Raw genomic sequence first — 25,566 nt, 5'->3', positions numbered from 1 at the left:
GCAAAGGGAATTCAACAGGTGCGCACCCCTGATCTCGCGCTGCACAATCGGCCGATACAAGTCTTTGCTGTAGCTGATTTACGCATCGGTTGCATAGCGAGACTCTGCTTAAATGTGGCGCCGTTGCATTTTGGCAAGCCTCAGGCATTAAGGCCTCCCTTCGCTCGGATGAAATTATGGCGAAAGTTCCGTCACAAAGCGGAGATTCGTCGGCAGCGCGGAAAAAGAACGGGTCGATTGAAATAACCAGCCAGACAGCAATGTCCATGCGTGAAAATTGCAACCAGAAATATGTTCTTGGTGAGGAGACGCCTCTTGGTAAGGCATTTCCGCGGGGCGATTCGACTATTCGGCAGCTTCCGCTGTCGCCGGTTGCGGCCTCGTCGTTTCGCCGGCGCGGGGCAGTTGCACCGGCTTCAGCATGATGGCGGCCGCAAGGCCGATCAGCGCAATGGCGCAGGAAGTCATGAAGAGCGGTGAGAAGGCGGCGGCATAGGTATCGGCAACGGCCTGGCGGCTCGCTTCGGGAAGGGCGGCCATCATTTTCGGCGTCAACTGCTCGATATCGGCGACGCCGGGAATGGAGACGCCGACCTTGCCGAGCTCAGAGGCGATGATGGCGCCGTAGATGGAAATAGCGATCGAGGCGCCGCCCATGCGCGACAGAGTCACCGAGCCGGTGGCGGCGCCGACGTCGCGGGCCGGTGCTGCATTCTGTACGCCGATGACGGGAACCTGCTGGGCAAGGCCGATGCCGATGCCGTGCAGCATCATGATCGCGCCGATGAAGACGATCGGCGTTCCGGCGTGGATCTGCGACATCAGCGCAAAGGCCGTGGCGCTGCAGGTGAGGCTTGCGATGGCGAAGGGCTTGTAGCGCCCCGTCTTCGAGATGATCCGGCCTGCTGTCAGCGATCCGCAGACGAGGCCGCCGGTCAGGAGGATGAAGAGCAGGCCGGCGGCCGACGGCGAAAGGCCGGTCGTGGTCTGCAGGAAGAGGGCGAGATAATTGACCATGCCGATGGCGATGGCGCCGCCCATGATCGAGATCACCAGGAGCAGGCTGAAGGTCGAATTGCGAAACAGCTGCAGAGGAACGATCGGCTCCGGCGCGCGGCGCTCTGTGAATACCCAGGTGACGGCGCAGATGACGCCGAAGGCAACGATGCCGATGCTCTGCGGCGAGATCAATGCGCCGAACAGTTCGCTGCTGTCGGTGGCAAGCACGATGCTTGTCGTCGTCATGGCAAGCAGGAGCGCACCGGCATAATCGATCTTGGGGCGGCGATGCGGTTTGCGGCAGGGCAGCATGAAGGCAAGGCCGGTGAGCACGATGAAGCCGATCGGCACATTGACGAGGAAGATCGAGCGCCAGCCGAAGAGATCGCTCATCGTGCCGCCAAGCACAGGGCCGATCGCGCCCGATGCCATCAGCACAAGGCTGGAATAGCTCTGGTAGCGAGCCCGCTCGCGCGGCTCGAACAGATCGGCGTTGACGGCGAAGATCGACACCATGATGCCGCCGCCGCCAAGGCCCTGCAGCACGCGGGCGGCGATCAGCGTATTCATCGAGACCGCAAGGCCGCAGACCGCCGAGCCGACGGTGAAGATCATGATCGCCGTCATCATCACGTATTTTCGGCCGAACAAGTCGCCGAGCTTGCCGTAGAGCGGCATGACGGCGCTCAGCGACAGGAGATAGGCCGAGCCGATCCAGCCGAAGCGCTCGAGATGGCCGAATTCACCGACGATCGTCGGCAGAGCCGTGGAGACGATCTGATTATCAAGCGTCGCCATGAACATGGCGGTCATCAGAAAAAGGAAGAGGATAAGCCGGCGACGAGGATCCGTCACGAGCGGCGCAGGCGCGAGTTGCATGTCCATGGGAGGCATCGTTCCGGGTTGATGTGCTTTTATGTGCTAACAGCATATAGTTGTCAATGGCACATTAATGACGCCGGCATATTCAATTTTCGAATCGGCTCTGTTATGGTCCTGTGATGAGCGACGTCCTGACCAAGACCCTTTCTGCGGAGCCGGCCGAGCCGGATCGTGAAAACGTGCCGCGTATCGGCCGGAGCATGGCACGCATGCGGCTGATGACCGGGCGGCGGCTGATCGGCCGGCTGGCGATCCAGAGTGCTGCACCAGGCCTTGAGCTTTCGCATCTCGACGTGCTCGATGCCGTGCGGAGGGCGCAGTCCGCCGGCGAGGTCACGGTCGGCCTGATCGCGGAGATGCTGCGCATCGATCCGTCACGGGCAAGCCGGGTGGTCGCCGACATGGTCGGGCGTAACGTGTTGCGCCGCGAGGCCTCGCAGGCCGATGCGCGGCGGATCGTCGTCGTCATGACCGAGGTCGGCCAGGACCTGCTTGCCGAGATCGTCGCGCAGAAGCTTGCGATCATTTCCGAGATCGTTTCCGACTGGCCGCAGGAAGATGTCGAGCGCTTCGCAGCGCTTTTCGAGCGCTTCATCGGCGGCTACGAGGCGGTCTTCCTGTCGCGCGACAAGGATACGCCGGGCTAGGCGGCAGTTCAAAGTGATCGAGCGTCCTGTTGGTGTTGGACGCGCGGCGCTTTCAGGCAAGCGGCGCCCCTTCCCCTCGACCCCCCGTTTGCGCTAAGGGCAATGCCCATGAGCCAATCCACCTTCACCATTCTCCTTGGCGGCGAACTCAGCCTGACGGAGCGCCTGCGCCACGCCATCGCCGACAGCCGCTTCATTGCGGCCGATGGCGGCATGCGGCATGCGGCAGCACTCGGCATCGAGCCGGAGCTCTGGGTCGGTGATTTCGATTCGACACCGGCCGATCTCGCGAATGCATTTCCCAATGTGCCGAAACAGCCTTATCCGGCAGCGAAGGCGGCGACGGACGGCGAAATCGCCGTGGCGGAAGCAATCGCGCGGGGCGCGCGGCGGCTCATCCTCGCCGGCGCGCTCGGCGGCGAACGCTCCGACCACGCGCTTCAGCACCTGCTGTCGGCCGTCAGCCTGGCGGAAGAGGGTTTCGACCTGCTGCTGATCTCGGGCAAGGAAGAGGCAGTGCCGCTGGTTGCGGGTACGATCGAACTGGACCTTCCCAAGGGCAGCCTGTTTTCCGTGCCCGGATTCAGCGAGCTGACAGGGCTTTCCATCGAGAATGCGCGTTATCCGCTGGCGGATTTCCATCTGCCTTTCGGCTCGTCGCGCACCATTTCCAATGTTGCGGAAGGCACCGTTCGCTTTTCGCTCCGCAGCGGCCGGGCAATCGTGCTCGCCCGGCCCTATGATCTTTCCGGAGTCTGATTTTTGGCCCCTCCCATTCTAAAACTCGACGATATCTTCCTAAGCTTCGGCGGCGCACCGCTTCTGGCGGGTGCTAGCCTGCAGATCGAGGCCGGTGACAAAATCTGTCTCGTCGGGCGTAACGGCTCGGGAAAATCGACGCTGCTGAAGATTGCCGCCGGCCTGGTCGAGGCACAGTCCGGCGAGGTCTTCCGCCATCCGTCCTCGACGGTGCGCTATCTCGAGCAGGCGCCGGACTTTGTCGGCTTCAACACGGTGCAGGCCTATGCCGAGGCCGGCCTCGGGCCGGGCGATGACCCCTATCGTGTCACCTATCTGCTGTCTCATCTCGGGCTGACCGGCGATGAAGACCCCAGAATGCTGTCCGGTGGCGAATCGCGGCGCGCTGCCCTTGCTCGGGTTATGGCACCGGAGCCGGACATTCTTCTGCTCGACGAACCGACCAACCATCTCGACCTGCCAACGATCGAATGGCTGGAAGGCGAGCTGCAAAAGACGCGCAGCGCCTTGGTGCTGATCTCGCACGACCGGCGTTTCCTCGAAAAGGTCTCGACGGCAACCGTTTGGCTCGACCGCGGCACCTCGCGCCGGCTCGACCGCGGCTTTGCGCATTTCGAAGCTTGGCGCGACCAGGTGCTGGAGGCCGAGGAACTGGAGCAGCACAAGCTCGGCAAGTCGATAGAGCGCGAGGAGCACTGGCTGCGCTATGGCGTCACGGCGCGGCGCAAGCGCAATATGCGCCGTCTCGGCGAGCTGCAGACGATGCGCTCGAACTATCGCGGCCACAAGGGACCGCAGGGCACGGTGCAGGCGACGGTTTCGGACGCGCAGGAATCCGGCAAGCTGGTCATCGAGGCCGACAAGATCACCAAGAGCTTCGGCGAGCGGGCAATCGTCACGCCGTTTTCGATCCGCGTACATCGCGGCGACTGCATTGGTCTCGTGGGGCCGAACGGCGCCGGCAAGACGACGCTGCTGAAGATGCTGACCGGGCAGCTTTCGCCTGACAGCGGCACGGTGAAGCTCGGCACCAATCTGGAGATCGCGACGCTCGACCAGAAGCGTGAGGATCTCGACCCCGAGGATACGCTTGCCAATTATCTGACGGACGGGCGCGGCGAAAACCTGCTCGTCAACGGCGAGCAGCGCCATGTCACCGGCTACATGAAGGAATTTCTATTCCAGCCGGAACAGGCGCGTACGCCGATCAGAAACCTCTCCGGCGGCGAACGCGCCCGGCTGATGCTGGCGCGCATCCTTTCGCGCCCGACGAATCTCTTGATCCTCGACGAGCCGACCAACGATCTCGATATCGAAACGCTCGATCTCCTGCAGGAGATTGTCGCAGGCTTTCCCGGCACCGTCATTCTCGTCAGCCACGACCGCGATTTCCTCGACCGCACCGTGACCTCGACGATCGCACCCGCCGTGCCGGATGCGCCTGATGGCCGCTGGATCGAATATGCCGGTGGCTACTCGGACATGCTTGTGCAACGCAAGGGCGCGCTCGAGGAGCGCAGAAAAGCCGAGAAGGCGGCGGAGAAGCCGAAGACGCAGGAGGCACCAGCGCCAGGCAGCTCGAAGGTCAAGCTCTCCTTCAAGCAGAAATTCGCACTGGAAAACCTGCCGAAGGAAATGGCGAAGGCCGAAGCCGAAATCGCCAAGCGCGAACAGGTGATGGCAGATCCCAATCTTTTCACGCGCGATCCTGCGGCCTTCAACCGGCTTGCCAGCGAAATGGAAAAACTGCGCGCCGGCCTGACAAAGATGGAAGAGGAGTGGCTGGAGCTCGAAATGCTGCGGGAAGAGCTGGAAGGCTGAGATTTTCTCGAGGCTGAAGGCTCACTTTTCCTTGATTCGTCAGTGTGTCGTCCTGCGGCATAAGGTGCCGTCCGGCAGCCGGGGATATTGCCGATCGCAATGGCGACAAGGAAAAGTCAGATGTCTCGCAAGCCCTATTCCGGAATTTTCACGGCGTTTGTCGCCGGTAGCCTCGTGACCCTTGCCCTGTCGCAAGCCGCACAGGCGCAGGATGCCCAGCGCATTCGTGTTCGCGGCGCCATCGAAAGCCTCAGCGGCGATACGCTCGTCGTCAAGACGCGCGAGGGTAGCGATGCGACGATCGCGCTGAAATCCGGTTGGAAGGTCGGCGGCATCAAGAAAGCCTCGGTCGAGGATATCAAGCCCGGCGATTTCGTCGGCGTCGCTTCACTTCCGAAGGGCACAGGCCCGGACGGGGCGATCGAGGTGCTGATCTTTCCGGCGTCGATGAAGGGAACCGGCGAGGGCAACCGTCCCTGGGATGCGCAGCCGAACAGCCAGATGACCAATGCGACCGTCAGCAACGCCGTCAAATCCGTGGACGGCCACACGATCACGCTGACCTATCAGGGCAAGGAAAAGGCCATCGCGATTGCCGATGGCACGCCGATCGTGACGTTGGCGCCTGCGACCAAGGATGATCTGAAGCCCGGCGCGGGCGTCGTCGTCACCGGCGAAAAGGCGGCGGACGGCAGCATCTCGGCCAGCCAGATCGCCGTCGGCCTCAACGGCATCACGCCGCCGATGTGACCAGCGGCTCAAGTCCTTACCTTATGCAGGCCGTCATCCCAAAACAGCTCCACAGTTTTGGGCCGCATGCATTAAAGCGCCGGCGCGGGCACGGCGGCAGCGCCCGCACTGGCGCTGGCGCCGGTCTGGGCGACAGGCGGCTCCTCGGAAATTGACGGCAGCGCCTGCAGATGCAGCACGCGCGGCTTCAGCGCCTCGAGATAGGCCTCGGAGCGGCCGATATAGATCATGCCGCTTTCGGGCATGGAGACGAGCAGGTTGGCCATTGTTTCCTGCAGTTCCGGCTCCATGCCTTCCAGCACTTCGTCGAAGATGATCCAGCGCGGGCGCACGAGCAGGAGGCGGGCAAATCCGATCGCTTTCTGCTGGTCGCCGTCGAGCAGCTTGTCCCAGCGGGCGCGGGTATCGAGCCTTGCGATCAGCGAATGCAGGCCAACCTTGTCGAGGGCCGCCTCGACGGCGGCTTTCTCGTAGGCTTCGGGACGTTCGGGAAAGGCCAGCGCCTCGCGCAGCGTGCCGCCGGGAACATAGGCAACCTGCGGAACGAAGAGCATGTCGTCGATTGGCGGCAGGCCCATCGTGCCACTACCGCACGGCCAGAGGCCGGCCATCGCCTGGAACAGCAGCTTGCGGTTGACGCTGTGATCGCCGTTGATCATGATTTTTTCGCCGGCCTTGATCACGACATTGGTTTCACGCAGTCGGAAACCGCCGCATTCCTCGATATCTTCGCCAACCTTGGCGACGATCACCACATCCTTCAGCGTCAGCGTGTCGGGCGCGGCGTTTTCATAGGCGATGCTGTCCTTCAGGTCGAAGTCCTCGTCCATGTCGAGCAGCGCCTGGCGGAAATCGGTGACGCGCATCAGCGTGGCGCGCCACTCGGCGATCGGGCCGAAATTGGAGACATACCAGCGCAGCGCCGTGTTGACCTGGTTGAAGGCGCCGACCGACATCATCAGCTGGCCGAGGGTGAGGCCGCCGGAGAAATAAGCGGGGGCGGCAACGATGATCGGGATGACGATTACCAGCCAGCCGTAGCCGGCCGAAACCCAGGTGAGATTGGTATTGGCCATGGCGAGCCGCTTGACGACTGTCAGTACCGAGCTGATGTCGGTGTTGATACGTCGGCGCTCGTTCTCCTCGCCGCGGGCAACGGTGATCGCCGGCATGTTCTCATTGGCATGCATCAGCGTGAAGCGAAGCTCGGCTTCTTTCGAAAAACGGTCGGCATTGAGCTTGACCAGCTTGCGGCCGACGACCTGGCTCAGCACCGAGGCGGAAGCGGCATAGAAAATCGCCGCCCAGACCATGTAGCCCGGAATGGAGAAGCTGTGGCCGCTGATGCGGAAGATGAAGCCGCTCGAAAGCTCCCAGAGCACGCCGATGAAGCTCACCAGGAGGATGGTCGACTGCAGCAGGCCGAGAACGAGCCCTGTCGTGCTTTCGGCAAGGTTGCGGGAATCCTCGTGCAGACGCTGGTCCGGATTGACGCCGATCAGGCCGCTGGAGGCAAGCCGCAGTGCCCGCTTGCGCTTCAGCCACTGGTCGACGAGATCGCGTGACAGGCCTTCACGCATATAGAGCGCCGTCATCTGGTTCAGCCAGGCCTGCAGCACGTTGAGCAGCAGCAGCGTGCCGGCGATCATCGCGAAGATTTCGAGTTGGTGGAAGAATTCGCCGAGGTCGCGGCGCTCCAGCGAGTCATAGAAGGGCGCATTCCACTCGTTCAATATGACCTGGCCGTAGGACGTCGCCAGGATAACGAGGATCAGCACGGTCGCCAGAAACAGCACCCTGCCACGCACTTCCGAATTCCAGAATGCTGAGAACATGACGCCGAGGCGATATGTCAGGCTGAAATCATACCCTACCCTATCCTGCCTTCGGATGCCCGGCCTCCCCTCAATCTTATCTGCCATTACGCTTTTCCAAATCGCCCATGCCCCTATAAATAACATGGTGGCGTTACGGGTCTATCAACAGATTCTATCATTCATTAAACTGTGATGATGCGGCAGAGGTCACTTGACTGCAGTCGACAGTTGATTCGCGACCCGACTGGGTCTAATTAAAGCGCTCCGTGGTGATTTGGCCGGCCGGCTTGCAGCCACGTTAAAAAAATCGCTAAAGGGCCGCGTGCGGACCGGTAGCGATTTTTTTCGCCGCCGGTTTTTGTTTTTGATCGAGTGACCGCAATGCCCATCAAGATCCCCGATACGCTGCCCGCCTTCGAAACCCTGGTTCAGGAAGGTGTGCGGGTGATGACCGAGACGTTGGCGATCCGTCAGGATATCCGACCGTTGCAGATCGGGCTGCTCAACCTCATGCCGAACAAGATCAAGACCGAATTGCAGATGGCGCGTCTCGTCGGCGCCTCGCCGCTGCAGGTGGAACTGTCGCTCATCCGTATCGGCGGCCACAAGGCGAAGAATACGTCAGAAGATCATTTGCTTGCCTTCTACCAGACCTGGGAGGAGGTAAAACATCGCAAGTTCGACGGCTTCATCATCACCGGGGCGCCGATCGAGCTTTTGCCCTATGAGGACGTCACCTATTGGGCGGAGATGCAGCAGATTCTCGACTGGACGGAAACGAATGTCCATTCGACGATGAACGTCTGCTGGGGCGCGATGGCCGCGATCTATCATTTCCACGGCGTTCCGAAATACGAGCTCAAAGAGAAGGCCTTCGGGGTTTACCGCCACCGCAACCTGAAGCCTTCGTCCATCTATCTCAACGGCTTTTCCGACAATTTCGAAGTGCCGGTGTCGCGCTGGACCGAAGTGCGCCGCGCCGATATCGAGAAGTCCGAAAACCTGGAGATCCTGATGGAATCACCCGAGATGGGCGTGTGTCTCGTGCACGAGAAGAAGGGCCGGCGGCTCTACATGTTCAACCATGTCGAATATGATTCCACCTCGCTTTCCGACGAGTATTTTCGCGACGTCGATGCCGGCGTGCCGATCAAGATGCCGCACAATTACTTCCCGCATAACGATCCGGCGCTTGCGCCGCAGAACCGCTGGCGCAGCCATGCGCATCTCCTGTTCGGCAACTGGATCAACGAAATCTACCAGACGACGCCCTTTGATGTGGAAGAGATCGGCACGGACCTCTGACCTTGCCGATCGCGCCCCGAGCCGGTGCCGCCGCCTCACTGCTGCGGCATTTTCTTTCTGATCCGCCGGTTGCGGATTGAAGCAAATGCGGGCAGGTTCCTGTCCCGAACCCTACCACACCGCGCGTCTTCATCGGACGTGCAATGCACAGTTTGAATCGCTGCAAATTCCTCAAATCGATTCCGAATTGAGGAATTTGCAGCAGAGATAGAATGGACGGTCGATCATGTCGGATAAGTTGGAGCGGGACGTTTTCGGGCAGACGAAGGCGGGCGAGACCGTCTATCGCGTCGTGATCAAGGGCGGTGGGCTGACGGCCAAGATCATGAGCTGGGGCGCAGTCATCCAGGATCTGCGCCTCGAGGGACATGACGCGCCGCTGCAGCTCGGCTTCGACGATTTCGACAGCTACCCCCTCTATTCGTCCTATTTTGGCGCGACACCCGGCCGCTGCGCCAACCGCGTCGGCGGCGGCAGGTTTACGCTTGACGACAAGGACTATCAGCTCGAACTGAATGAAAACGGCGTGACGCATCTGCATGGAGGCAGCGACAATATCGCCAAACGCAACTGGACGATCGTCGAGCATGACGTCGACCGCGTGGTGCTGAAGATCGTCGATCCCGATGGCCGCGCCGGCTATCCCGGCAATTGCACCATCCAGGCGACTTTCTGGGTGCATGGCAACGGTGAACTGTCGATCACCTACGAATCGACCAGCGACCAGCCGACGCTCGCCAATGTCTGCCAGCACGCCTATTTCAATCTCGACGGTCGCGACGATGCGCTTGGCCACGATATCATGATTGCCGCCGATTATTATCTGCCGACCGATGAGAAGCAGGTGCCGACCGGCGAGATCCGTTCCGTCGAGGGCACCGAATTCGATTTCCGCGAGATGGCGCCGATGAAGCGTTTCGTCGGCAGCGAACAGGTGTTCTACGACCATAATTTCTGCCTGTCCGCCGAGCGCACCGCCAAACGAACCGTTGCGCTCGCCCGCAGCCTTTATTCCGGTGTGTCGCTGGAAGTGCGCAGCACCGAGCCAGGCGTACAGTTCTATGCCGGCTTCAAGCTCGATACCGGGGCTCCCGGCATCGGCGGGCGCAAATACGGTCCATTCGCCGGCTTTTGCCTGGAGACCCAGGTCTGGCCGGATTCCATCAATCACCAAGGTTTTCCGAATGCGGTTCTGCGCCCCGGCGAAGTGCTGCGCCAGGAGACGGATTATATCTTCACCAAGAACTGAGCGTCCTCCAGCGCCGCGCGTTTCTAACGCGGGGCGCTGTCGACGCACGGTTGTCAAAATTGGTCGCTATGAAACCCTCGCCGGCCCGCCGGCGAGGGTTTTTTCTTTCGGCACTCGATTCTGTCTTGCCGATTGGTCCTATATAGGTTCTATTGTGCGTCCATGGATAGAACCAGTCTGATAGCGGAATTGAATAGCCGCGGCCTGCGTGACGAGGCATTGACCGGGCCGCTTTACAAGCGGCTGGCGCAGACGCTGACCGGCCTCATTCAGGAAGGGCTGCTGAAGCCCGGCACCGCACTCCCGGGCGAGCGCGACCTTGCCGAAGCTCTGAAGCTCGGTCGTGTCACCGTGCGCACCGCCTATCGCGATCTGATGGCGTCCGGCGCATTGGAATCGCGCCACGGAAGCGGTACTTTCGTGTCGAGCAGAGTGGAGCGCATGGAACAGTCGCTCTGGCGGCTTTCCTCCTTCTCCGCCGACATGCGTTCACGCGGGCGTCTGCCGGCCGCACGGATATTGTCGCGGGCGGTCAATACGCCGTCGCCGGAGGAATCCTTCCTGCTCGGCCTCGGCGGCGACGAGCCGGTGCTGAGGCTCGACCGCTTGCGCCTTGCCGACGGCCTGCCGCTGGCGATTGAACGCGCCGTGGTGCCGATCAAGTTCCTCGGGCACGATGCCGGCGGCGAGGGATCGCTCTACGATGCGCTGACGGCCAGCGGCCACAGGCCCGTGCGCGCGCTGCAGCGGCTGACGGCGGTCACGCTCGACCCGTCCTCCGCCGCAATCCTGAACGTCAAATCGGGCGCGCCGGCGCTCCTGATCGAACGTGTCTCGCGCCTGGAAGACCAGCGCGTCGTCGAATACACCCGCTCGCATTATCGCGGCGATGCCTATGATTTCGTAGCCGAATTGAGAATCGGAGATGACCTATGAATGACAACCAGTCACTGATGCTGCAAGAAGCCGGCCAATCGCCAGAGGTGGTGGCCACGCTTCTCGAAAAGGAAAAACCGGTCTTTGCCGAGATTGCCCGGCTGTTTTCGTCCGCCCGCCCGAGCGTGGTGACGACGGCGGCGCGCGGCTCCTCGGACCACGCCGCCACCTTTTTCAAATATCTTTTCGAGATTACCTGCGGTGTTCCGGTCGCCTCGGTCGGTCCGTCGATCGCTTCCGTCTACGGTGCGGCGCTGCATCTGAAGGGCGGCGTCCATTTCACCGTCTCGCAGTCGGGTGCCAGCCCCGATATCGTCGCGTTGCAGGATGCGGCGAAGAAGGGCGGAGCGACGACGATCGCCGTCGTCAACGTCACCGACAGCCCGCTTGCGAAACAGGCCGATATCGTTCTCGGCCTCAGTGCCGGTGCGGAAAAGAGCGTCGCGGCGACGAAATCCTTCATCGCCTCGGTCGCCGCCCTTGCCGGGGTGACGGCTGCGATCGGCGGCGCGTCCGACCTGCAGACCGCGCTCGACAAGCTGCCGGAGGCACTGTCGGCGACCGCCGGGATCGACACGGCGGCAGCCGAGGAGGTGCTGTTCAATGCGACCTCGCTCTATACCGCCGGCCGCGGCCCGGCCTTTGCGATCGCACTCGAAGCGGCGCTGAAGGCCAAGGAAACCTCCGGCCTGCATGCCGAGGCCTTCTCGCTGGCGGAACTGATGCACGGCCCCATGCGCCTGGTGCAGCCGGGCTTCCCGATCGTCGCCTTCGCACCCGACGATGCGGCCTTCGCCAACAATGTCCAGGCGCTGGAGCGCCTGCAGAAGCTCGGCGCCACCACTGTCGGCTTCTCGGCGCAGCCGCTTTCCGGTGTCCATCTGCGCGTGCCGACGACGGGCAACGGCCTCGTCGATCCGCTGGTGTCGCTGCTCGTCTATTACCGGCTGATCGAGTCGGTGACGCGCCGCAAGGGCTTTGATCCCGACAAGCCGGCGAACCTGCTCAAGGTGACGGAGACGGTCTGATGGTCCGCAAGATCTTCCTCGGCGCCCGCATCTTCGACGGCGAGCGCTTCCATGACGACAAGGCGCTCATCGTTGCCGATGGACAGGTCGAAGCGATCGTCGCCAGAGATGATCTGCCGGACGGCGAGGTGGTGACGCTTGCGGGCGGTATTCTGTCGGCCGGCTTCATCGATGCGCAGGTCAATGGCGGCGCCGGGCGGATGCTGAACGACGAGCCTTCCGCTGCCTCGATGGACATTATCGCCGGCGGGCACCGGCCCTATGGCACGACGTCGCTGCTGCCGACACTGATTACCGATACATCAGAAGCGTCCATTGCCGCCATCGAGGCGGCCAAGGAGGCTGTCAAAGCTAACCGCGGCGTTGCCGGTCTGCATCTCGAAGGTCCGCATCTGGCGCCTGCGAGGAAGGGTGCGCATCTGGCCGAACTGATGCGACCGGTGGAGGACCGCGACGTCAAGGCCTTCATCCAGGCACGCGAGGCGATCGGCACGCTGCTCGTCACAATGGCGGCCGAGCAGGTGACGGTTGCCCAGGTGCGCGAGCTTGCGGAAGCCGGTGTCACCATCAGCATCGGCCATTCCGATTGTTCGAGCGAGGCGGCGGAAGAACGTTTCGATGCCGGCGCGCGGGGCGTCACGCATCTCTTCAACGCCATGAGCCAGCTGGGACACCGTGCGCCCGGTCTCGTCGGCGCGGCGATCGATCATCCCTCGACCTGGTGCGGCATCATAGCCGATGGCCATCACGTCGATCCGAAGGCCTTGCGCACGGCACTGCGCGCCAAGCGCGGCGAAGGCAAGCTGTTCTTCGTCACCGACGCGATGTCGCTTGTCGGCTCGGAGAAGGATTCGTTCACGCTGAACGGGCGCACGGTCCGGCGCGAAAGAGGCGGCTTCTGCTCGAAGCTGGTGCTTTCCGATGGCACGTTGGCCGGTTCCGATGTCGACATGATCTCAACGATCCGCTACGGCGTCACCTATCTCGATCTGACGCTCGCCGAGGCGTTGCGCATGGCGACCCTTTATCCGGCCCGGTTCCTCCGGCTTGCTGATCGCGGCCATCTCTCGCCGGGGACACGCGCCGATCTCGTGCATCTGACCGATGCGCTTGCCGTCACCGCCACCTGGCTCGGCGGCGAAGCGGCCTGAACGCTAAGGCGCGTCGCGATCTTTCAGATTCGCTCTTCGCGCTTTAGATCTTTGTTTTTACGCATGTCGTTATCGCAAAACCGCGGCACACTTTTGCGCGACATGCTCTAGGAGAAGTGGGATGACCGACATTACAGATGCCTATTTCTCCAACCTGATCGGCCGGCTGGAAGAGCTGAAGAAGGTGCTTGCCGAGCCGATGGCGCAGGCAGCAGCCGTCATCCTCGATGCTGCCCACGGCGACAAGCGCGTCTATGTCTTTGGCACCGGCCATTCGCATATGCTGGCGGAAGAGGTGCACTATCGTGCCGGCGGGCTCGCTTTCACCGTGCCGGTGCTCGTCGGCTCGGCCATGCTGCACGAGGGTGCGGTCATCAGTTCGGTCTATGAGCGCACACAGGGCCTGGTGCGGCCAATGCTGGAGCGTTACGGCATGCAGCCGGGCGATGTCATCATCATCGCCTCCAATTCGGGCGTGAATGCCGCGCCGATCGAGGCCGCCGACTATGCGCGCGAAATCGGCGCAAAGGTGATTGCCATCACTTCGATCGCCTATTCCTCAGCGATCGCCAATGGCCGCCGGCGGCTCGCCGACGTGGCCGATGTGGTGCTCGATAACGGGCTGCCACCGGGTGACGCCGTTGTCGATCTCGAAGGCACGGGGCTTCGGGTTGGGCCAGTCTCGACGGCGGTCGGGGTGACGGTCATCAATGCGATCTTTGCCGAAGTCGCCTCGGAGCTTTCGAAATCCGGCGATGCGCCAATTTATCTCAGCGCCAACATGCCGGGTGCTGCCGAGATCAACCAGAAGCTCGTGCGGAAATACCGGCCGCGCAACCCGCATCTCTGATGATGGGAGCGAAGCGGTGTCGCAATTCACAGTTCCGTATGTCACGACATGCTCCTGACGCGATCAAGCGGCAAGAATGGAGCTGACCATCCGAGCCGTCCGCGGTGCCAGCGTCAAACCGATATGCCCGTGTCCAAAAGCAAACACCACGTCCCTTCCTCCTCTTGAAGGCCGGATGACCGGAACGGAATCGGGCATGGAAGGGCGGAAGCCCATCCAACTGCGGCTTGGTTCGCCAAGCGTCGGGAAAATCCTGCGAGCGTTTGCCAACAACACTTCGAGGCGCCTTGGGTTCGAAGGCGCGGTGATGCCTCCGAGTTCCACAGTGCCGGCCACCCGCAGGCGGCCGCGCATCGGGCAAAAATAAAATCCGTGATGCGTCGGGCATACCGGTCGTTCCACCGGCAATGTTTCCATATCGAATTCGAGATGATAACCCCGCTCGGTATCCAGGGGGACCCGCTCTCCGAGCTGCAGAGCCAGACCGCGGGAATGGGCGCCGGCAGCGATCACCGCCGCTCGGGCATGGATGCCGTGGGCCGAAGCCATCATCCTCACTCCGCTCCGCTCACGCGAAATAGTCGTCACCGAGTCTCGAACGAACTCGACGCCCGCTCGTTTGGCGGCGGCTTCCATCACGCTCATGACCTGGCCGGGATCGGTGAAGTTTATCGCTTTCGGAAAGAAAAGCCCTCCGCCATGGACCTGCGGCAGCCGAGGCTCCAGGCTTTGCACTTGGTCGGGTGTGAGAAGCTGCTGCGCTATCCCATAGGTTCGGCGAAGCTCGACATCCGAAGCGGCTGCCTTGAAGGCCTCGGGCGTCTGGTAGAGATAGAGGCATCCCTTCGCGCTCAAAAGATCGGATGCGCCGATCTCTGCCGCGAGTTCGAGCCATTCCGATGAAGCGTCGGACAGAAGGTCGGCGATGCGGCTCGTATTGTCTCTGTATCTGTGCGGGAGAGATTCGTAGGCAAAACGCATCAACCAAGGAAACAGCGTGGGCAATGCCGTTTTGCGGATGGACAGCGGGCTGTCGGAATTGAGAAGCAGCGAGGCCAGGTTTTTGAGGACGGCGGGCGTACCGACGGGAATGATTGCATAGTCGGCGATCGTTCCAGCATTGCCGTAAGATGCTCCCGAACCGGGTTTGTTAGGTTCGATCACTACGACATCGCGACCGTCTGCACGTAGCCGCAGCGCGGTTGCCACGCCGATCACACCGCCGCCGATGACGGCGATATCTGTCGTTAGTTTGTCCATGAAATTATGTATCTACCTCGGCGCCTTGTGATGCCGCGATCCGTTATGTGAATTCGCCAACCCGGCGGCGCCATGCGCCGCCGGGCCGGTTCGGTTCAATCGAGGACTAAGGCGCGTCGCGATCTTTCAGACTCGCTCCTTGCGCTTTAGCTCTTTATTTCTACGCATGTCGTTGCCGCAAAACCGCTGCACACTTTTGCGCGACTTGCTTTAGCCTGGCGAAGCGTAGCGCGCGACATAAGCCGCCGTGCGTGCTTCGGTTGGACGGTCAAGGACATCTCCGGCGGTTCCCTGCTCGATGATAAGACCACCGTCGATGAACACGACCCAGTCGGACACTTCCTTCGCGAAGGGCAGCTCATGCGTGACCAGGATCATCGTCATGCCGTCGGCCGCAAGTTCCCGCATGACGCGTAGCACTTCCCCGGTCGATTCAGGATCGAGCGCCGATGTCGGCTCGTCGAACAGCAACACCGTTGGTTCTAGCGCCAGGGCGCGTGCGATCGCCACACGCTGCTGCTCGCCGCCCGACATCTGTTCCGGATAAGCCATCGCCCGTTTGGCGAGGCCTACTCTCGTCAGAAGTTCCACGGCCCGTTCCACAGCCTCTCTCTCGCCGATCCCGGCTGCATGCATCTGAGCGAGAACGACGTTCTCCACGGCCGTCAGATGCGGGAACAGATTGAAGCGCTGAAACACCATGCCGACACGTTGCCGAAGCTTTGCAAGGTTGCGGCAGGTCACCTCGCCATTGGCGAAGAGCGTCTCATCGCCGACAGTGATCGTTCCCTGATCGGGACGTTCAAGCAAATTGACGCAGCGCATGAGGGTGGTCTTTCCTCCGCCGCTCTGGCCAATGATGCTCACGATCTTGCCAGCGGGAACCTCGAGATCGACGCGGTCAAGCACCAGGCGCCCATCGAAAGACTTGCGCAATCCGCTGATTTTGACGGCCGGGCGTCCGACCGGCTGCCGTGACACGAAAGGAGTTTTGGCAGGGATGGTCGTCATGGGCAGATCTTCCCCTCGGCGAGGTAGGTCCTCGCTAATTTCAGCCGGCGCCTTCTGGCCAAGGACAATGGCACGCCCGCATGGATCTTGCGCTCCAGCAGAAGCAGACATTGTGACACCGGGTAGCAGATAGCGAAATAGGCCGTAGAGATCACGAGATACACTTCAAGCGCTCGGAATGTTTCCGAGGCTATCAACTGTGCCTGCGTCATCAGTTCGGCGGCGGAGATCGTGACAAGCAGCGAGGTCGACTTGATCAGGTCGACGAACATTGTGTTCGTACCGGGAAGCGCGAGCCGCACTGCCTGCGGCAGGACGACATGGGTGAACGTTTTGCCGCGCCCTAGCCCGAGAGCTTGAGACGCCTCTTGCTGTCCTTGGTGTACGCCGGCGATAGCGGCCCGAAAGATCTCGGACAGGTAAGCGGCGTAGAAGAGCACCAAGCTCAACACTCCAGCCTCGAAAACCTCCAGCCTGATGCCTACGGAAGGCAGGCCGAAGTATGTGAGGAATATGATCGCCAGAAGCGGTACGTTTTTAAAGAGCTCGGTATAGAACGCTGCAGGGACGCGGACGAGCCGCAGCCGGTTGAGCCTCATCAACGCAAGTGCAAGACCAAGAATCGTCGCGCCAATGAAGCTGGCCACGGTGTAGCCGAGGGTCCTGAGCAGACCCCCGGCAATGCTTCCGACGTAGTCATTCCAGGGAACCTGGAAAACATCGGTGAAGGATGACAGCGCCGTCATGCCCCGATCTCACTTCGCGATGGAAGGCGGGTTCCAGTCGGCGGGACGGTCAACGCCGCGCCGCTGTGCCGCCATCTCGGGCGATGGAACCAGGAACTGCTTGGGATCGCCGCCCCATTTCGTGATCAAAGCCGCAAGGGATCCATCCTTGTACATGCCGTCGATCTGATCGGATACAGCCTTGGCCAGCTTCGGCGACTGCTTGGGAAGGTAGAATCCGGTCATGTAGGCTTGAAAATATTTGTAATCGGGGTGTGCGGCCACCTGTTCGTTTGTCGGCGGCTTCAGATATTCGATGCGGACCTTCATGTCGGGGCGCTGCTGCTGTTGATAGGTGATCAGCAGCGGATCAAGAAAGCCAACGTCCAGACGTCCGGAAGAAATATCCTGGAACACACCTTCGGCGTTCGGGAACGTATGTGGTGATGCGTTAGGGACCTGCGCGATCGATTTCGCCCAGACATACCCCGTCACAGTGCCGAGATTTTTGCCTTCCAGACTCGCAACATCCGGAAAGCTCGCCGTGCCGCTCACCGCCATGGCCGGCGGCGAATAGTACGGAGGGTCCGTGAACAGGCCGACCTTCTGGCGAGCGTCGGACCATGCAATTCCGCCAATGGTTATATCAGCCCGCTGCGTCTGGACGGAAGCCAGCATGCCTGGAAAGTCGGTGACGTTGATTTCCATTTTGAGGCCGAGCTTATCGGCCACGGCTGTCAGGATGTCGCTGTCGAGACCGACCAGCTTTCCACCCTTGACCGCCGTATAGGGCATGTAAGGCTGCACTGCAACGACGAGCGTGCCCGGCTTCATCAGCTCCAGATCGTCGGCGTTTGCAGTGGATGGCACCGCCGTCGCGAATAGCCCCAAACCCAAGACCGCCAAGGCAATAATCCCGTTGGCCTGCGATTTTTTCGTCAATTCAGCATGTTTCATTAGAACCCCTCTTTGTGGTTATATATTGCTGATATATTAAGAATATGCAGACATGATATGGAGTCAAGCAGATTCGTTGAGCGGCTTTCTAGGCGGAAAAGCGTCTAGCTATGCGGAAACGGGCAGAGAGAGGAAAACGCTGAATATGTCGGCATTCGAAGTGGATTACGAAGCGGCGGAATCGACACTGGCGGAACGGACGTACATTCGGCTGCGCGACGACATCATTACGACGCTGCTTCCTCCGGGCACACTTCTGCGCGAAGCCGAAATCATGAAACGCATGGACGTCGGGCGCACGCCGGTCCGGGAGGCGATTCAGCGTCTGCAATATGATGGTTTCGTTGTCGTCAGCGCGCGGCGCGGCACATTTGTGAGCAAGATCGATATCAATGATCTTACTGCGGTTTATGAGGCGCGAGCACGGATCGAGTCCTGGGCGACCCGACTAGCTGCGGAAAGGCTGCGCGAGTTCGAGCGGCAAGAAGCGCGGCAACTGATCGATGAGCTCAAGCAAACAACCGGTCCGATGGCGTTGGAGGACATACTTGCTCTCGATCGCCGGGTTCACCGCTTCATTTACAAAGTGGCGAAAAACCCTTTCCTGTCCGATACGCTGGATCACTACCACAATCTGTCGCTGAGAATTCTGTACGTCGCCATGAAACGGTTTCCAAGTTTGGTGCCGCGCCTTGAGGACGTCTTGCATGATCAGGTCCTCATGCTTGAGGCGGTGTGCAGAGGTGACGCAGATGAGGCCGAAAAGATCGCGATGGCTCATGTCATGAGCTTTGAGAGCGAGGTCCGGAAGGTAATCTGAATTCGGATCTGGGGATTGGATGCAGCTTCAGCTGAACTAAGATATTTCCTGCAGAATGAGCCGTCCGAAACGATCTCGTGCTGCGAGTGGACTCGGCATCGACACCTGCCTGAATTCCACATCTCAAGAGGCCAGTGTGAGCCGGCCTCCTGAACGGATGAAAACCAGGATCAGTCCTTGGCGCGTTCGACGTAGGAATTGTCTTCCGTGGCGATGACGACGCGGGTGCCGGCATTGATGTGCGGGGGCACCAGGGTGCGGACGCCGTTCGACAGCATGGCCGGCTTGTAGGAGGACGATGCCGTCTGGCCCTTGACGACCGGTTCCGTCTCCATGATTTCGAGCGTGACGTGGCGCGGCATCTGGATCGCCAGCGCAATGCCTTCATGCATTGACAGAACGCAGGTCATGCCTTCCTGCAGATAAGCTTTGTCGTCCCCCATCGTGTCGACATCGACGACGACCTGATCGTAGTTTCCAGGGTTCATGAAGTGAAAGCCTTCGCCGTCCTCGTAGAGGAATTGATGGTTCACGTCCTCGACGAAGGCGCGCTCGACCTGTTCGGTGGTGCGCCAACGCTCGGAAACCTTCACGCCGTCGACGATGCGGCGCATGTCGACCTGGGTGACCGGTGTGCCCTTGCCCGGATGAAAGTTCTGGGCGGTGAGAACGACGTAAAGCTTGCCGTCGACATCGAGAACGTTGCCCTTGCGGACCGAAGAGGCGATGACCTTGACCATAAGACTTCCTTGTAACTCGGCTTTCGGCGTCGTAGATGACTGCCGAGACGCTCCGAAGACGCAAATGTTTTTCTTTGGGGCGCAACTAACCTAAAATCCGGGAAATAGCCACCCCCTATACCGGCTTCTCCGGCGAAGAAAGCTTGGAATGAACTCTTCGGCGAAAGCGTCCCCCTGGTGGACCCCGTCCGCGCATGCCGACCGCCGTCCGTTCCTGATCGGGCGCAATGCGATCCAGGCGGCGTTGCGCGGGTTTTTCGCGCGCGAGGATTTCGTCGAGGTGGATACGGCTGTGCTGCAGGTCTCGCCCGGCAACGAGGCACATCTGCATGCCTTCGCCACGGAAGCACTGACGACGGATGGGCAAAAGGCGCCATTCTACCTGCACACCTCGCCGGAATTCGCCTGCAAGAAGCTGCTTGCGGCGGGCGAGGAGCGCATCTCGTGTTTTGCCCATGTCTATCGCAACCGCGAGCGCGGGCCGCTGCACCATCCCGAATTCACCATGCTCGAATGGTATCGGGCCGGCGAAAGCTACGAGAGCCTGATGATGGATTGCGTGCGGATCCTGGCGCTTGCAGCCGAAACGGTGAAGACCGGGAAGCTTGCCTATCGCGGCGCCGAGAGCGATCCCTTTGCCGGGCCGGAGCGAATCGGCGTTGCCGAAGCGTTTGAGCGTCATGCCGGCATCGATCTTCTCGCCTCGGTCGCCGCCGACGGTTCGACCGATCGCGACCATCTGGCGGCCGAGCTCAGGCGCGTCGGCATGCGTGTTGCCGATGACGACGGCTGGGCCGATCTCTTCAGCCGGGTGCTGGTCGAAAAGATCGAGCCGTATCTCGGCTTCGGCCGTATCACCATCCTCGACGAATATCCGATCTCGGAGGCAGCACTTGCGCGTCCCTCGGCACGCGACCCCAGGGTTGCCGAGCGTTTCGAGCTCTATGCATGCGGCGTCGAGCTGGCGAACGGCTTCGGCGAACTGACCAACGCTGCCGAACAACGGCGACGGTTCGAGATCGAGATGACCGAGAAGGCACGGATCTACGGCGAGACCTATCCGATCGACGAGGATTTCCTTGCCGCAGTGGCGCTGATGCCTGAGGCAAGCGGCATCGCGCTCGGCTTCGACCGGCTGGTGATGCTGGCAACGGGAGCATCACGCATCGACCAGGTGCTCTGGGCGCCGGTTGCGGAGTACGGAAGATGAATGCCGTCAAACCGATCAAGAGCGTCGATGATCTTGTAAAGGCAGGGCTGGTCGCGCCTGCCGATCGCGCAAGTCTCGAGGAGGTTGCCGCGCGTTACGCGATTGCGCTGACGCCAGCGATCAGCAAGCTCATCGACCGCACCGATCCCAGTGATCCGATCGCTCGGCAATTCGTGCCTGATGCAGCCGAACTCACTGTCGCCCGCGAAGAACGCGCCGATCCGATCGGCGATCATGCCCACAGCCCCGTCGAAGGCATCGTTCACCGCTATCCCGATCGTGTGTTGCTCAAGGCCGTGCATGTCTGCCCGGTCTATTGCCGCTTCTGCTTCCGGCGCGAAATGGTCGGGCCGCAGGGCCTCGGCACGCTCGATGCGGCAGCGATGCAGGCCGCTTTCGATTATATCCGCGGTCACGAGGAGATCTGGGAAGTCATCCTCACCGGCGGCGATCCGCTGGTGCTTTCGCCGCGCCGGCTCCACGAGATCATGGAGACGCTTGCCGGGATCGCGCATGTGAAGATCGTGCGTTTCCACACCCGCGTTCCGGTCGTCGATCCCGAAAAGATCGATGCGGCGCTGATCGACGCGCTGAGGGCAAGCGGCAAGACGGTTTATGTGGCGCTGCACGCCAATCATGTGAGAGAACTGACGCCGGAAGCGCGGGCCGCCTGCGCCCGCCTCGCCGATGCCGGCATCGGCATGGTCAGCCAGTCGGTGCTGCTCAAGGGTGTCAACGACGATCCCGCCGTGCTTGCGGAGTTGATGAAGGCTTTCGTCGAAATCCGCGTCAAACCCTACTACCTGCATCATCCAGATCTGGCGCCTGGCACCGGCCATTTCAGAGTGACGATCGAAGAGGGGCAGGAGATCGTCGCGGCGCTGCGCGGGCGGATTTCCGGTCTCTGCCAGCCGGCCTACATCCTCGATATCCCAGGCGGTCACGGCAAGGCCGTCGTCAGTGGGAGCGCGATCCGGGCGACCGGCGACGGATGTTATTCCGTCACCGATTATCGCGGTGGCGAGCATTCCTATCCTCCGCCCGTTGATTGAGACAAAAGTCGGCGTTTTGCGTGTCATTTCTGTACTCGCCACTTCAGACGCTAGAGTGTGTCGCAGCGTCGAAATTATCATAAGTCACTGATATAAAATGGTTGTTTACGATAGTGCGGAAAGGATCGCTAAAATCCTAACTATGAGCCTTAGTCATATTTAACTCAATTAATTAGCGGAATGTTCTGTTTTCCGCACTAAAAGAACGCTCATGACAAGGCGATGAACGCCGGTTCGGGATCATGAGAATCTTGGAGTGATGGGATGAATAAGGCAATCCGCGACCTCGTAGCCAAATTCGGCAAGCTTCCTGGGTCGATCGACCAGGTCGCCGACGACGCCGATCTTTATGCGGCAGGTTTGACGTCCTTTGCTTCTGTGCAGTTGATGCTTGGCCTCGAAGAGGCCTTCGACATCGAATTTCCCGACAATCTCCTGAACCGCAAATCCTTCGCGAGCATCTCGGCCATCGCCAGGACAGTCGATCTCATCCGGGACAGCCGGAAGGTCGCCTGATGAATTTCCCCGTCAAGATCATGCAGGACGGTCTTGTCGCAAGGGTGGCCCGCGTCGCCGAAATCGCTGCGAAACACGCGGATACCGTTGATGCTGAAGCCCGTTTCCCCCGGGAAGCCGTCAATGCGATGAAGGCCGAAAGGCTGCTCGGCATCCAGGTGCCGCGCCATTTCGGCGGCGAATCCGCCTCGATCACCGAGATCGCCGAATTGTGCTCGCTGCTCGGCCAGGTTTGCGCCGCGAGCGCCATGGTCTTCGCCATGCACCACATCAAGCTGTCGAGCCTCGTTGAACACGGCGCCGACAGCGAATGGCATCGCGGTTTCATGCGCCGCATCGCCGCCGAGCAGTTGCTGATCGCATCCGCCACCACCGAAGGCGGTATCGGCGGAAACCTGCGCAACAGCATCTGTGCGGTCGAGGTCGATGGCGACACGTGCCGTCTCGAAAAGGATGCGACCGTCATTTCCTATGGCTCGCATGCCGACGCCATTCTCATCACCTCGCGTGCCCACGCGCAGGCGGCCTCTTCCGATCAGGTGCTGACGGCCTTCCTCAAGGACCAATACACGCTCGAGAAAACGCATGTCTGGAATACGCTCGGCATGCGCGGAACCTGCTCCGACGGCTTCCTGTTCAAGGGCGAAGCGCCGGCGCATCAGATCCTGCCGAAGCCTTTCGCGGAGATCGCGGCGCAATCCATGCTTGCCTCCTCGCACCTCTTGTGGAGCGGCGTCTGGTACGGCATCGCCGTCGATGCCGTTGTGCGCGCCCAGGCTTTCGTGCGCGCCGCTGCCCGCAAGGCGCCGGACGCCCAGCCGCCGGGCGCGCTGCGCCTTGCCGAGGTTTCGAACCTGCTGCAGATGGTGAAATCCAACGTGGTTGCCGGCCTCAAGGCCTATGAAGATGCCAAGGCCGATGCCGACAGGCTCTCTTCGATGGGATTTGCGGTGGCGATGAACAACGTCAAAATCGCCTCGTCCGAGACGATCCTGGAGATCGTCAACCATGCGATGCTGATCTGCGGCATCATGGGCTACAAGAACGGCACGCCCTTCAGCCTCGGACGCCATCTGCGCGACGCGCATTCCGCACAGCTCATGATCTCGAATGACCGCATCCTCGGCAACACGTCGAGCATGCTTCTCGTCCATAAGCAGGACACTAGCCTACTGGGGTGACAGTCATGGATATGCAGACCTCGTTTCTGGACCGGCTTTTCGAATCCGGCCTGCTGATCGATACCGGCATCGACGGGCTCTACGGCCGTAGCGGCCAGTTCGAAGACGTGATCGCTGCCTTCGAGCGCCTGATCGACACGTTCGGCGGCGCCGATGGTGCGGAGGCCATGCGCTTTCCGCCCGGCATGAACCGCGCCTTCTTCGAAAAGAGCGGCTACATGAAGAGCTTTCCGCAGCTCGCCGGCACGGTGCACAGCTTCTGCGGCAGCGAGCTTGATCATGTCAGCCTGCTGCAATGCATGGAAGTCGGCGAGGACTGGACCAAGGGGCAGGAGGCGACCGACATCGTGCTGACGCCGGCTGCCTGCTATCCGCTCTATCCGACGATCGCCAAACGCGGCAACCTGCCGAAGTCGGGCGGCCTCTTCGACCTGCAATCCTATTGCTTCCGCCATGAGCCGTCGAAGGACCCGGCCCGCCAGCAGCTGTTCCGCATGCGTGAATATGTCTGCATGGGCACCGAGCTGCACGTCACCGATTTCCGCCAGCGCTGGATGGATCGTGGCGTCGAGATGATGAAGGCCGTCGGTCTCGAGGTGACGATCGACGTCGCCAACGATCCGTTCTTCGGCCGCGCCGGCAAGATGCTCGCCAATAATCAGCGCGACCAGAACCTGAAGTTCGAGCTGCTGATCCCGATTACCTCGGCTGCCAATCCGACCGCCTGCATGAGCTTCAACTACCATCAGGATGCCTTCGGCACGAAATGGGGTCTCAATCTCGAAGACGGCAGTGTCGCGCACACCGCCTGCGTCGGCTTCGGACTGGAGCGCATCGCCCTTGCCCTCTTCCATCATCACGGGCTCGATGTGAAGCAATGGCCGACCAGCGTACGGAAAGCGTTGTGGGGCTGAGCAAATCGATGACATCGGTATTTTCGGGAATCGACCCGGAAACCCATCGGGCGCATGCGCTGCATTCCGGCGAGCGCGCCTGGCCGGAAACCAATTGCTATGTCGATCTCTGGATCGAGGTTCTGGCGACATCAGGCGTTGCGCCAGAGGCGATGCTGGGTTTTACCCTGACGCAGGATTTCGAGGGCGACCAGTTTACCTTCTTCAAGGTGCCACTCGAGGATCTCGAAGCGCTTTACGGCATTCGTGCGACCGAGCTTGCCATCTACGACCGTGTCGAACGCCATGTCGAGCTTCAGATCGCGCGGGGCCGTCTCTGCCTGATCGAAATGGATTCCTTCTACATGCCGGATACGCGCGGCACCGCCTACCGGCAGGAGCATGGCAAGACGACGGTTGCGATCAACCGGCTGGATGTTGCGGCAAAGCGCGTCGATTATTTCCACAATGCCGGTTATTTCCGTCTCGAAGGCGAGGATTTCGACGGTCTGTTCCAGCTGCAGCTGACGGAAAACGACCCGCCGTTCCTGCCCTACACGGAATTTGCCCGATTCCCGGAAAGACCGGCTGATGAAGAGCATCTGCGATCGACCGCGCGGCGGCTGGCCGGCTTTCACTTCATCAGGCGTCCCCGCGAAAACCCGATCCGCGCCTTTGCAAGCATCTTTCCGCAACAGGTCGAGGCGGTGGCGGAACGGCCGTTCGGCTTCTTCCATAAATACGCCTTCAACACGCTTCGCCAGGTCGGCGCCAATTTCGAGCTGGCGGCCGATCATCTCACCTGGCTCTCCCCTGGTGAATTTGCGGCTGCCGCCGAGCATGCCAGGCGCATTTCGGAGGTGGCGAAATCGGTGCAGTTCCAGCTTGCCCGCGCTGTCACCCGCAAGAAGTTCGAGCCGTTGCAGGCAGCTCTTGATCCGGCCGCCGATGCATGGGATTCCATGATGGCGTCGCTTGCGGGGCGAATCTGAGGCCGGAGATCTGAC

At 61.1% G+C, this 25,566-nt stretch carries 24 protein-coding genes and 1 riboswitch; of the genes, 17 read left to right on the top strand and 7 right to left on the bottom strand.

The genetic code is table 11. The features are described from left to right. Nucleotides 1-345: 345 nt before the first annotated feature. Complete coding sequence (locus ACD590_RS21705) at nt 346-1,884, bottom strand: MDR family MFS transporter (protein ID WP_439003341.1); 1,539 nt, start codon at nt 1,882-1,884, stop codon at nt 346-348. A 116-nt stretch (nt 1,885-2,000) separates the two neighbouring features. On the opposite strand from ACD590_RS21705, the gene ACD590_RS21700 reads away from it, so the two are divergent. The 4 genes from ACD590_RS21700 to ACD590_RS21685 all read left to right on the top strand — a co-directional run bounded on the left by ACD590_RS21700 (nt 2,001) and on the right by ACD590_RS21685 (nt 5,858). Continuing rightward, nucleotides 2,001-2,528: a MarR family winged helix-turn-helix transcriptional regulator gene (locus ACD590_RS21700; protein ID WP_018448324.1), complete on the top strand. Its 528-nt coding sequence runs from the start codon at nt 2,001-2,003 to the stop codon at nt 2,526-2,528. A 102-nt stretch (nt 2,529-2,630) separates the two neighbouring features. Then, a complete protein-coding gene (locus tag ACD590_RS21695; protein WP_439020954.1) occupies nt 2,631-3,287 on the top strand; it encodes a thiamine diphosphokinase in 657 nt (218 codons plus the stop codon). Between the two features lie 3 nt (nt 3,288-3,290). Next, nucleotides 3,291-5,108, top strand: a complete 1,818-nt coding sequence (locus ACD590_RS21690) for an ABC-F family ATP-binding cassette domain-containing protein (protein WP_222286125.1) — start codon at nt 3,291-3,293, stop codon at nt 5,106-5,108. 120 nt (nt 5,109-5,228) lie between these two features. Next, entirely contained in the window at nt 5,229-5,858 is a 630-nt protein-coding gene (locus ACD590_RS21685) for a hypothetical protein (RefSeq protein ID WP_439003339.1), read from the top strand. Nucleotides 5,859-5,929: 71 nt separating this feature from the next. On the opposite strand, the gene ACD590_RS21680 is transcribed toward ACD590_RS21685, so the two are convergent. Continuing rightward, nucleotides 5,930-7,819, bottom strand: coding sequence for an ABC transporter ATP-binding protein/permease (locus ACD590_RS21680; protein ID WP_334540537.1), 1,890 nt, complete (start codon nt 7,817-7,819; stop codon nt 5,930-5,932). Nucleotides 7,820-7,931: 112 nt separating this feature from the next. Then, a riboswitch (SAM riboswitch) is annotated at nt 7,932-8,009 on the top strand. A 47-nt stretch (nt 8,010-8,056) separates the two neighbouring features. Here ACD590_RS21680 and metA point away from each other — a divergent pair. From metA to ACD590_RS21650, 6 genes are all read left to right on the top strand, one after another. After that, complete coding sequence (metA, locus tag ACD590_RS21675) at nt 8,057-8,980, top strand: homoserine O-acetyltransferase MetA (protein WP_018244046.1); 924 nt, start codon at nt 8,057-8,059, stop codon at nt 8,978-8,980. 226 nt (nt 8,981-9,206) lie between these two features. After that, on the top strand, nt 9,207-10,229 hold the full coding sequence (locus ACD590_RS21670) for an aldose epimerase family protein (protein ID WP_439020952.1): 1,023 nt from the start codon (nt 9,207-9,209) through the stop codon (nt 10,227-10,229). A 162-nt stretch (nt 10,230-10,391) separates the two neighbouring features. Beyond that, nucleotides 10,392-11,165 (top strand): GntR family transcriptional regulator, encoded by a 774-nt coding sequence (locus ACD590_RS21665; protein ID WP_003543751.1) that lies wholly within the window; start codon nt 10,392-10,394, stop codon nt 11,163-11,165. Next, a complete protein-coding gene (locus ACD590_RS21660; protein WP_439003337.1) occupies nt 11,162-12,193 on the top strand; it encodes an SIS domain-containing protein in 1,032 nt (343 codons plus the stop codon). Before ACD590_RS21665 ends, ACD590_RS21660 begins: the two co-directional genes overlap by 4 nt. Beyond that, the gene (gene nagA, locus ACD590_RS21655; protein WP_018448316.1) at nt 12,193-13,344 is read left to right on the top strand and encodes an N-acetylglucosamine-6-phosphate deacetylase; all 1,152 of its coding nucleotides are present in this window, start codon (nt 12,193-12,195) and stop codon (nt 13,342-13,344) included. Before ACD590_RS21660 ends, nagA begins: the two co-directional genes overlap by 1 nt. A 121-nt stretch (nt 13,345-13,465) precedes the next feature. Beyond that, on the top strand, nt 13,466-14,194 hold the full coding sequence (locus tag ACD590_RS21650) for an SIS domain-containing protein (RefSeq protein WP_439003336.1): 729 nt from the start codon (nt 13,466-13,468) through the stop codon (nt 14,192-14,194). 63 nt (nt 14,195-14,257) lie between these two features. Here ACD590_RS21650 and ACD590_RS21645 read toward each other — a convergent pair whose 3' ends face one another. The 4 genes from ACD590_RS21645 to ACD590_RS21630 form a co-directional block, all read right to left on the bottom strand. Next, nucleotides 14,258-15,454: an NAD(P)/FAD-dependent oxidoreductase gene (locus ACD590_RS21645; RefSeq protein ID WP_018244041.1), complete on the bottom strand. Its 1,197-nt coding sequence runs from the start codon at nt 15,452-15,454 to the stop codon at nt 14,258-14,260. Between the two features lie 210 nt (nt 15,455-15,664). Beyond that, nucleotides 15,665-16,465, bottom strand: coding sequence for an amino acid ABC transporter ATP-binding protein (locus ACD590_RS21640; RefSeq protein WP_018244040.1), 801 nt, complete (start codon nt 16,463-16,465; stop codon nt 15,665-15,667). Further along, the gene (locus ACD590_RS21635; RefSeq protein WP_018244039.1) at nt 16,462-17,211 is read right to left on the bottom strand and encodes an amino acid ABC transporter permease; all 750 of its coding nucleotides are present in this window, start codon (nt 17,209-17,211) and stop codon (nt 16,462-16,464) included. The genes ACD590_RS21640 and ACD590_RS21635 overlap by 4 nt, the downstream gene beginning before the upstream one ends. A 9-nt stretch (nt 17,212-17,220) precedes the next feature. Then, nucleotides 17,221-18,147 (bottom strand): substrate-binding periplasmic protein, encoded by a 927-nt coding sequence (locus ACD590_RS21630; RefSeq protein WP_439003335.1) that lies wholly within the window; start codon nt 18,145-18,147, stop codon nt 17,221-17,223. A 145-nt stretch (nt 18,148-18,292) separates the two neighbouring features. On the opposite strand from ACD590_RS21630, the gene ACD590_RS21625 reads away from it, so the two are divergent. Further along, a complete protein-coding gene (locus ACD590_RS21625) occupies nt 18,293-18,967 on the top strand; it encodes a GntR family transcriptional regulator (protein ID WP_018244037.1) in 675 nt (224 codons plus the stop codon). A gap of 170 nt (nt 18,968-19,137) precedes the next feature. On the opposite strand, the gene efp is transcribed toward ACD590_RS21625, so the two are convergent. Then, nucleotides 19,138-19,707 (bottom strand): elongation factor P, encoded by a 570-nt coding sequence (gene efp, locus ACD590_RS21620; RefSeq protein WP_018244036.1) that lies wholly within the window; start codon nt 19,705-19,707, stop codon nt 19,138-19,140. A 148-nt stretch (nt 19,708-19,855) separates the two neighbouring features. Here efp and epmA point away from each other — a divergent pair, with 148 nt between their 5' ends. The 6 genes from epmA to ACD590_RS21590 all read left to right on the top strand — a co-directional run bounded on the left by epmA (nt 19,856) and on the right by ACD590_RS21590 (nt 25,551). Further along, nucleotides 19,856-20,917, top strand: a complete 1,062-nt coding sequence (gene epmA / locus ACD590_RS21615) for an EF-P lysine aminoacylase EpmA (protein WP_439003334.1) — start codon at nt 19,856-19,858, stop codon at nt 20,915-20,917. Continuing rightward, nucleotides 20,914-21,969 carry a lysine-2,3-aminomutase-like protein gene (locus ACD590_RS21610; protein WP_439003333.1) on the top strand — a complete coding sequence of 352 codons (1,056 nt, stop codon included), beginning with the start codon at nt 20,914-20,916 and terminating at the stop codon, nt 21,967-21,969. Before epmA ends, ACD590_RS21610 begins: the two co-directional genes overlap by 4 nt. A gap of 264 nt (nt 21,970-22,233) precedes the next feature. Then, nucleotides 22,234-22,485, top strand: a complete 252-nt coding sequence (locus ACD590_RS21605; protein ID WP_003543737.1) for an acyl carrier protein — start codon at nt 22,234-22,236, stop codon at nt 22,483-22,485. Then, complete coding sequence (locus ACD590_RS21600) at nt 22,485-23,666, top strand: acyl-CoA dehydrogenase family protein (protein ID WP_439003332.1); 1,182 nt, start codon at nt 22,485-22,487, stop codon at nt 23,664-23,666. Before ACD590_RS21605 ends, ACD590_RS21600 begins: the two co-directional genes overlap by 1 nt. A gap of 5 nt (nt 23,667-23,671) precedes the next feature. Further along, the gene (locus ACD590_RS21595; RefSeq protein WP_439003331.1) at nt 23,672-24,580 is read left to right on the top strand and encodes an amino acid--[acyl-carrier-protein] ligase; all 909 of its coding nucleotides are present in this window, start codon (nt 23,672-23,674) and stop codon (nt 24,578-24,580) included. After that, entirely contained in the window at nt 24,571-25,551 is a 981-nt protein-coding gene (locus ACD590_RS21590; protein ID WP_439020963.1) for a DUF1839 family protein, read from the top strand. Before ACD590_RS21595 ends, ACD590_RS21590 begins: the two co-directional genes overlap by 10 nt. Nucleotides 25,552-25,566: the final 15 nt, after the last annotated feature.

It is taken from the genome of Rhizobium sp. 862_C5_N1_2 (assembly GCF_051811205.1).
Classification (GTDB): domain Bacteria; phylum Pseudomonadota; class Alphaproteobacteria; order Rhizobiales; family Rhizobiaceae; genus Rhizobium; species Rhizobium leguminosarum.
Note: the sequence above shows the minus strand (reverse complement) of the source record. Positions and strands in the feature narration are given on the sequence as shown.

Coding starts and splice junctions, on each gene's coding strand:
- ACD590_RS21605 (WP_003543737.1), top strand. CDS start 22,234: ATGAATAAGGCAATCCGCGACCTCGTAGCCAAATTCGGCAAGCTTCCT.
- ACD590_RS21660 (WP_439003337.1), top strand. CDS start 11,162: ATGAATGACAACCAGTCACTGATGCTGCAAGAAGCCGGCCAATCGCCA.
- ACD590_RS21700 (WP_018448324.1), top strand. CDS start 2,001: ATGAGCGACGTCCTGACCAAGACCCTTTCTGCGGAGCCGGCCGAGCCG.
- ACD590_RS21685 (WP_439003339.1), top strand. CDS start 5,229: ATGTCTCGCAAGCCCTATTCCGGAATTTTCACGGCGTTTGTCGCCGGT.
- metA (WP_018244046.1), top strand. CDS start 8,057: ATGCCCATCAAGATCCCCGATACGCTGCCCGCCTTCGAAACCCTGGTT.
- ACD590_RS21610 (WP_439003333.1), top strand. CDS start 20,914: ATGAATGCCGTCAAACCGATCAAGAGCGTCGATGATCTTGTAAAGGCA.
- ACD590_RS21650 (WP_439003336.1), top strand. CDS start 13,466: ATGACCGACATTACAGATGCCTATTTCTCCAACCTGATCGGCCGGCTG.
- ACD590_RS21680 (WP_334540537.1), bottom strand. CDS start 7,819: ATGTTATTTATAGGGGCATGGGCGATTTGGAAAAGCGTAATGGCAGAT.
- nagA (WP_018448316.1), top strand. CDS start 12,193: ATGGTCCGCAAGATCTTCCTCGGCGCCCGCATCTTCGACGGCGAGCGC.
- epmA (WP_439003334.1), top strand. CDS start 19,856: ATGAACTCTTCGGCGAAAGCGTCCCCCTGGTGGACCCCGTCCGCGCAT.
- ACD590_RS21595 (WP_439003331.1), top strand. CDS start 23,672: ATGGATATGCAGACCTCGTTTCTGGACCGGCTTTTCGAATCCGGCCTG.
- ACD590_RS21625 (WP_018244037.1), top strand. CDS start 18,293: ATGTCGGCATTCGAAGTGGATTACGAAGCGGCGGAATCGACACTGGCG.
- efp (WP_018244036.1), bottom strand. CDS start 19,707: ATGGTCAAGGTCATCGCCTCTTCGGTCCGCAAGGGCAACGTTCTCGAT.
- ACD590_RS21640 (WP_018244040.1), bottom strand. CDS start 16,465: ATGACGACCATCCCTGCCAAAACTCCTTTCGTGTCACGGCAGCCGGTC.
- ACD590_RS21705 (WP_439003341.1), bottom strand. CDS start 1,884: ATGGACATGCAACTCGCGCCTGCGCCGCTCGTGACGGATCCTCGTCGC.
- ACD590_RS21630 (WP_439003335.1), bottom strand. CDS start 18,147: ATGAAACATGCTGAATTGACGAAAAAATCGCAGGCCAACGGGATTATT.
- ACD590_RS21600 (WP_439003332.1), top strand. CDS start 22,485: ATGAATTTCCCCGTCAAGATCATGCAGGACGGTCTTGTCGCAAGGGTG.
- ACD590_RS21635 (WP_018244039.1), bottom strand. CDS start 17,211: ATGACGGCGCTGTCATCCTTCACCGATGTTTTCCAGGTTCCCTGGAAT.
- ACD590_RS21645 (WP_018244041.1), bottom strand. CDS start 15,454: ATGGACAAACTAACGACAGATATCGCCGTCATCGGCGGCGGTGTGATC.
- ACD590_RS21695 (WP_439020954.1), top strand. CDS start 2,631: ATGCCCATGAGCCAATCCACCTTCACCATTCTCCTTGGCGGCGAACTC.
- ACD590_RS21670 (WP_439020952.1), top strand. CDS start 9,207: ATGTCGGATAAGTTGGAGCGGGACGTTTTCGGGCAGACGAAGGCGGGC.
- ACD590_RS21665 (WP_003543751.1), top strand. CDS start 10,392: ATGGATAGAACCAGTCTGATAGCGGAATTGAATAGCCGCGGCCTGCGT.